Below are 6,719 nucleotides of genomic sequence, written 5' to 3'. Positions count from 1 at the left end.
AAACGTCGCTTTGTATCTGCAGCGGTCAGACCAATGAAATGTACGGGCTTTGTTCTCTCAAAGGCCCAAATATGCAGCTTCGGGCCAGCTAGGCCAACATGAGGTTCGGAACATACAAAATCTTGCAACGGCCACTGGGCCCGCAATTCCCAACCTGTGGATCCCCGGACTGCATCAGGCCGGGGATTTCATTTATTTACATACGACGCTCGCGCTGCCAGGTCAGTGCGAGATCTTCGATCATATCCTCCTGTCCACCGACCATACCTCGCTTGCCCAATTCCATAAGCAATTCGCGCGCCGGGATGCCGTAGCGGTCCTCCGCCCGCTTTGCGAAGAGCAGGAAGGAGCTGTAGACACCTGCGTAGCCAATGGTCAGAGAGTTGCGATCTACCCGGACAAGATGGTCCATCATCGGCACGACAAGATCTTCGGCGACATCCATAATACCGAACAGGTCGACCCCGGTCTGCACGCCCATACGGTTGAAAACCGCGACGAGCAGCTCCATCGGCGCATTACCCGCACCGGCACCGAGACCGGCGGCAGCCCCATCGATGCGGTTGGCCCCGCATTCGACGGCGGCGACCGAATTGGCAATCCCCATACCCAAGTTATGGTGACCATGGAATCCGAGTTCCGTCTCCGGCGACAGTGCCTCGCGCAGCGCAGTGATCCGCGCTCTTACGTCGTCAGGTAGCATATAACCTGCGGAGTCGGTGCAATAGATGCAGTTGGCGCCATAGCTTTCCATTTTCAGCGCTTCTTCCACCAACCCTTCGGGGCTGTTGCGATGCGACATCATCAGGAAACCGACCGTGTCGAGATCGGTCTGGGCGGCAAATTTGATATGCTGTTCGGCGACATCCGCCTCGGTACAATGCGTGGCGACCCGAACGCCGGAAATCCCGAGATCCATTGCGCGTTTGAGATCGTCCAGAATGCCGATGCCGGGAAGCAGCAGCGCAGAAACTTTCGCGTTTTTCATATGCGGGATCACCGCGGCGAGATATTCGTCGTCCGTGGCCGGTGCGAAACCGTAGTTGACGGAGTTGCCGCCCAGACCATCGCCATGGGTCACTTCGATCCAGGGCATCCCTGCGGCGTCGAGCGCCTTGGCGATGGTGATCATCTCCTCGATGGAGATTTGTTGGCGCTTGGCATGCATGCCATCGCGCAGGCTCATTTCGTGCAATGTGACGTTGCGGCCTTCGATGCTCATTCTGGCCTCCTTCAAGCGCGTTTGGGCAGGGCGATGTCACCGCCTGCGATTTCTTGTGCGAACATTTCAGCCGTGCGCAGCGCGGCCGAGGTCATGATGTCGAGATTGCCCGCATATTTCGGCAGGAAATCCCCAAGCCCCTCGACCTCGACAAAGATCGAGACGCGATTTCCATCAAACACCGGGCCGTTCACAAGCTTGTAGCCCGGCACATATTTCTGAACCTCTTCGACCATCGACTTGACAGATTCGGTGATGGCGGCTTCGTCGGGCGTGTCCTCGGTCAGAACATGAATGGTGTCGCGCATGAGAAGCGGCGGCTCAGCCGGATTCACAACGATGATCGCCTTGCCTTTCTTTGCGCCGCCAACATTCTCGATGGCGCGGGCGGTTGTCTGGGTGAACTCGTCGATGTTTTTGCGCGTGCCCGGTCCGATAGATCGCGAGGCGACAGAGGCCACGATCTCGCCATAAGCGACCGACTGAACGCGCGAGACGGCGGCGACCATGGGAATCGTCGCCTGACCGCCACAGGTCACCATGTTGACGTTCATTTCGAGCTTCGCGGCATGTTCCGCAAGATTGACCGGCGGCACACAATAAGGCCCGATGGCGGCGGGTGTCAGATCGACCATGAGAACGCCTTTCTCATTGAGCTTGCGGCTGTTCTCGGCATGGACATAGGCTGAGGTCGCATCAAAAGCGATGCGGATGTCATCAGCCTCTACAGCGTCCAGCATCCCGTCCACGCCTTCGGCCGTGGTCTTGATCCCCATGGCCGCCGCGCGTTTGAGACCTTCGGAGGTCGGGTCAATGCCAACCATCCAAACCGGCTCAACCCAGTCGGACCGCTGCATTTTCATCAACAGATCCGTACCGATATTGCCGGGACCGATAATCACGGCACGCAGTTTCTTTGTCATCGTGCAATTCCTTTAAATTTACATTCCGAAGAGGGCCGGCAGGCCGAGAGACAGAGCGGGCACATAGGTGATCAACGCGAGGATCAGGAGCATCACCACTAGGAAAGGCGCAGCGGAGCGCATCAATCTTTCCAACGGGATATTGCCCACACGCGACGCGACGAAGAGGTTTACACCCACAGGCGGCGTCACCATGCCGATCGCGAGGTTGGCGATCATAACGATGCCGAAGTGAACAGGATCCACCCCAGACGCGGCGGCGACCGGCAACAGGATTGGGGTGAGGATGATGATCGCGGCGAGCGTCTCCATGAATGTGCCCACCACCAGCAATAGCAGGTTAATCAGGATAAGGATCATCAGCGGGTTGCTCACCAGTTGCGTGATATAGTCCGCCATCATCACCGGGATGCGCTCGATCGCCAAAACGCGCCCGAAAATCGTGGCGGCCCCGACGATCAGCATGATCGTGGCCGAGGTGAGCGCCGAGGACGCAAAAATGTGATGCAGGTCCGAGAATTTCAATTCGCGATAGACGAAAAGCCCAACGATGAGGCCATAGATCACGCCGATCGCGGAGGCCTCTGTGGGCGTGAAGACACCGCCATAGATGCCGCCTAAGATCAGGACGGGGACCATGAGGGCCCATTTCGCCTCCCAGATGGTGACGACGATGTCATTGAAGCTATGGCGTTCCGTGCTGCGTTCGATGCCTTCGCGGCGCGCTTGGAACCAGGCATATACGATAAGAGCAATGCCGATCAGAGCCCCCGGCACGACACCGGCCATGAACATTTTGGTCACGGAGACATTGGCCGACGTGGCATAGATCACCATCGGGATCGACGGCGGGATGATGACCCCGAGGCTCCCCGCAGAGGCGATAAGCCCGCCAGTGAAGGGCGGGCGATAGCCCCCTTTGGCCATCGCGGGCATCAGGATCGCGCCAACAGCGGCCACGGTGGCCGGACCGGAACCGGAGATCGCGGCAAAGAACATACAGGTGACAACCGCGATGATCGCCAAGCCACCGGAATAGCGCCCGAAGAGGACAAGCCCGACCTTCAAGAGCCGTTTGGACAGGCCACCGTGCCCCATGAGATCGCCCGCGAGCACAAAGAAGGGCACCGCCATCAGAGGAAAGCTGTCAATCGAGGTGACAAGCCCCTGTGCAATATAACTCGAACTCACCTTGCCACTGACCAACAGCGCCAGCGTCGAAGCCAGCCCCAAGGCGATGCCGATCGGCACCGACACCAGAAGCATAACGAGGAACGGAATAAAGAGCAGAGCGGAAATCATTCTTCAGCCTCCGGGGCGCGACCACTCAACCGGGCGATATCGAGCACGATGTGTTGAATAAGACGGATCACCACGAGACCAAAACCCACCACCGGCGCGGCATAGACATAGGCCATCGGGACCCCCAGCGAAGACGAGGTCTGACCGAAGCCATAGATTTTTGCGGTGAGTTTCGTCCCTTCCCAAATCACCAGAGCTGCAAAAAGGCCGAACACGAGATGGATCAAAATCCGCACAACGATCTGGCCACGATCCGGCAGCAGATCGCTGAAAGCTGTGACGCGGATATGCGCCTGTTTTCGAACACCGTAGCTCACCCCTATGTAGGTTGCCCAGATGAACAGATAACGCGCCAATTCTTCTGACCAGGTCAGGGAGGCTTCCATCACATAGCGCATGAAAACCTGAAGTCCGATGAGAAGAGTCATTGAGGCAAGAAGAGCGACCAGAAGCGTCTCTTCGAGTTTCTCGTTGATGAATTTCAAGGGGGTACTCCAGTCAATAGGAGGTCGGTCTGACGGAGCGCGCGCTACAGTGTTGCGCTCCGTCCGTTTGACTTATTCGCCGTTGGCAATGGCCATGATGCGGTCCACCGCCTCCGCACCGACTTTCTTTTTCACCATCTCGATGACCGGGCCCATACGACCGGCGAACTCGGCCTGCTGTTCTGCCGTGAGCTCGACAAAGGTAATCTCAGGCATCGCGGCTTCGGCCTTGTCGTCGGCTTCCTGCGCGAGTTTGCGTTGATAGGCTTTGGACTCCGCGAAGACCTCTTCGAAAATCGCACGATCCTCATCCGACATCCGTGCCGTCACTTCCGGGTTCATCAGCACCACAAACGGGGAATAGATGTGGTTCGTCTTGGTGATGTATTTCTGCACTTCGAAGAACTTCATGTCATAGAAGAGGTTGATCGGCCCTTCTTGTGCATCGAAAGTGCCCTGTTGCAGTGCCGTGAACAGCTCGGAAAACGCCAACGGCGCCGGGTTTGCCCCTTCTTCACGCCACGCCGCGATATGCACCTCGTTTTCCATGGTGCGCATTTTCATGCCCTCGAGATCGGCGGGCGTGTAGATCGGCTTCACGTTGTTGGTCAACTGACGGAAGCCGTTTTCCCAATAGCCGACGCCATGCAGGCCGACGCGCTCAAGGCTGTCGAGAAGGCCTTGACCAACCTCACCGTCCAGCACGCGGTAGACGCTTTCGCGGTCCTTGAACAGGAACGGAATATCGAGCGCGAAATACTCTTTGTTGAAACTGCCAAGCGGCGCCGAGGACACAAAGGCCATATCCAGATTGCCGAGTTGCAGGCTCTCGATCAATTCGCGTTCACCACCAAGCTGCCCGTTCGGAAAAATCTCAAGCCCGATCCGTCCTTCGGTTCTTTCACGCATTTGCTCGTCGATAAACTCAAGTGCGAGGTGGCCGGTGTTGGTGGCCGATGCGGCGTGCGCCGCTTTGATCGTCAGCTCAGGTTCAGCCACCGCCTGCGTCGCACCAAAAGACGCAGTGACCAGACAAAGTGCGGCAGCGGTTTTGCGCAGGCTCGCGCCCGCGTTGAAGTGAATCATGGAATCCTCCCAGGTTCAGTCATGCAAGCCCACTCCTGAGGGCCCGCTTCCTCCGGCAACAACAGGACACCCCTGCCATTTCCCTTGAACGTTCTAACGATTCAAATCATCTTATGTCAAATAGTGAAATGACCTCTCAATATGTGAGAGATTTGTGCTTCGAGGAGGAAGACATGCAGACACAAATTCTGGAAAAACAGGATACAGAGGCCTTCTGGGAAGCCTTGGCTCAGTGCCTCTCTCCAAACGACCTCATATGCGGCGCAGATGTTTCAGAAACGGACATCAAGGACTGGAGCACAGAGATTCCCGGGAAACCGATCGGCCTCGCCCTGCCCCGCAGCACTCAAGAGGTCTCCGAGGTTTTGTCACTGTGCAATCGCCACAGCATCCCGGTTGTGCCTCAGGGCGGGCGTACGGGGCTCGCCGGCGGTGCGGTGGCCAGCGATGGGGCCTTGCTTTTGTCACTCGCACGCATGAGTGGCATTGAAGAGATCGACACCGCCTCCGCCACAGCGACGGTTCTTGCCGGAACGCCCTTGCAAACCATTCAGGAGGCTGCCGAGGCGGAGGGAATGATGTTCGGCCTCGACCTCGGTCCGCGTGGGTCCTGCCAGATCGGGGGCAATATCTCGACAAATGCGGGAGGCAATCGTGTCATCCGCTACGGTATGACCCGCGATTTGGTGCTGGGGCTCGAGGTGGTGCTCGCGGACGGGCGTATCCTATCGATGCTCAACCGCATGCCAAAGAACAACGCCGCACTGGACATGAAACCCCTGTTCATTGGCAGCGAAGGCACACTTGGGGTCATCACGCGAGCGGTGCTGAAATTGCATCCAGGGATTGCCGGTGCGAATACAGCTCTGGTCGCCCTTCCCGATTTTGACTCTGCTCTTGCTCTTTTGGGACACGCTCGACGCGTGCTCTCCGACCGCGTCAGCGCCTTCGAAGTGATGTGGGCAGATTATTTCGATGCAGTGCTCGATGTGACAGGATTACGTGCCCCGCTTGAATCCAAGGCACCGCTTTACGTCCTCATCGACATGCAAGGGCCTGATCCGGAAAAGGAAAACGATCTGTTTCACGACATGCTCGCTGAGGCCATGGAGCAAGGCTGGGTGCTCGATGCAGCTCTGGCACAATCGCAAAAAGACGCGCTTGATCTCTGGGCCTTGCGCGACGGCGTGACCGAACTTTTGATGACCACTCGCCCGACGATCAATTTCGACGTTTCCGTGCCCATTGCAAAAATCGGTGAGTGTGTCGCACACATGCGCGCAGCACTTGAGACCGACTTCCCGGAGATGAACCGCTTTTTCTTCGGACACATCGGTGACAGTAACATTCACCTCGTCACGGGGCCCTTGCCTGCGGATCCAAATGTCGAACACCGGATCGAGTCCCTCGTGTACGAAATTGTTCGAAACTTTTCCGGCAGTGTCTCCGCCGAGCATGGCATCGGGCTGCACAAGAAACCTTGGCTTAAATACAGCCGCAGCGATGAGGAACTGACCCTGCTGCGCGAGTTGAAGCAAACCCTTGATCCCAAAGGCATCCTCAACCCCGGCAAGGTGCTTTAAACGTCCCTGATGTCCACAAAACCGTAACCGCCCGATTGAGACCGCAGGTTACTTCTGAAGCATAGGGGCGACCAAGATGATCGCCATGCCGGTCAGGCAAAAGATTGCGCCGATGATA

Annotated in this window: 6 protein-coding genes; 1 reads left to right on the top strand and 5 read right to left on the bottom strand. The window is 57.5% G+C overall.

Features of this window, described 5'->3' with window-relative positions:
- Positions 1-196: 196 nt before the first annotated feature.
- The 5 genes from dmpG to C8N42_RS20655 all read right to left on the bottom strand — a co-directional run bounded on the left by dmpG (position 197) and on the right by C8N42_RS20655 (position 5,018).
- On the bottom strand, positions 197-1,222 hold the full coding sequence (gene dmpG / locus C8N42_RS20675) for a 4-hydroxy-2-oxovalerate aldolase (protein ID WP_107818289.1): 1,026 nt from the start codon (positions 1,220-1,222) through the stop codon (positions 197-199).
- Between the two features lie 11 nt (positions 1,223-1,233).
- The gene (locus tag C8N42_RS20670; RefSeq protein ID WP_043869043.1) at positions 1,234-2,145 is read right to left on the bottom strand and encodes an acetaldehyde dehydrogenase (acetylating); all 912 of its coding nucleotides are present in this window, start codon (positions 2,143-2,145) and stop codon (positions 1,234-1,236) included.
- Positions 2,146-2,163: 18 nt separating this feature from the next.
- Positions 2,164-3,447 carry a TRAP transporter large permease gene (locus C8N42_RS20665; RefSeq protein WP_043869042.1) on the bottom strand — a complete coding sequence of 428 codons (1,284 nt, stop codon included), beginning with the start codon at positions 3,445-3,447 and terminating at the stop codon, positions 2,164-2,166.
- Positions 3,444-3,932, bottom strand: a complete 489-nt coding sequence (locus C8N42_RS20660; protein WP_043869041.1) for a TRAP transporter small permease — start codon at positions 3,930-3,932, stop codon at positions 3,444-3,446. The genes C8N42_RS20665 and C8N42_RS20660 overlap by 4 nt, the downstream gene beginning before the upstream one ends.
- A 72-nt stretch (positions 3,933-4,004) precedes the next feature.
- Positions 4,005-5,018: a TRAP transporter substrate-binding protein gene (locus C8N42_RS20655; RefSeq protein ID WP_107818288.1), complete on the bottom strand. Its 1,014-nt coding sequence runs from the start codon at positions 5,016-5,018 to the stop codon at positions 4,005-4,007.
- A gap of 173 nt (positions 5,019-5,191) precedes the next feature.
- Here C8N42_RS20655 and C8N42_RS20650 point away from each other — a divergent pair, with 173 nt between their 5' ends.
- Complete coding sequence (locus tag C8N42_RS20650) at positions 5,192-6,601, top strand: FAD-binding oxidoreductase (RefSeq protein ID WP_107818287.1); 1,410 nt, start codon at positions 5,192-5,194, stop codon at positions 6,599-6,601.
- Positions 6,602-6,719 lie beyond the last annotated feature (118 nt).

This window comes from Celeribacter persicus (assembly GCF_003050785.1).
Lineage (GTDB): Bacteria > Pseudomonadota > Alphaproteobacteria > Rhodobacterales > Rhodobacteraceae > Celeribacter > Celeribacter persicus.
This window is presented reverse-complemented; position numbering and strand designations above follow the sequence as displayed.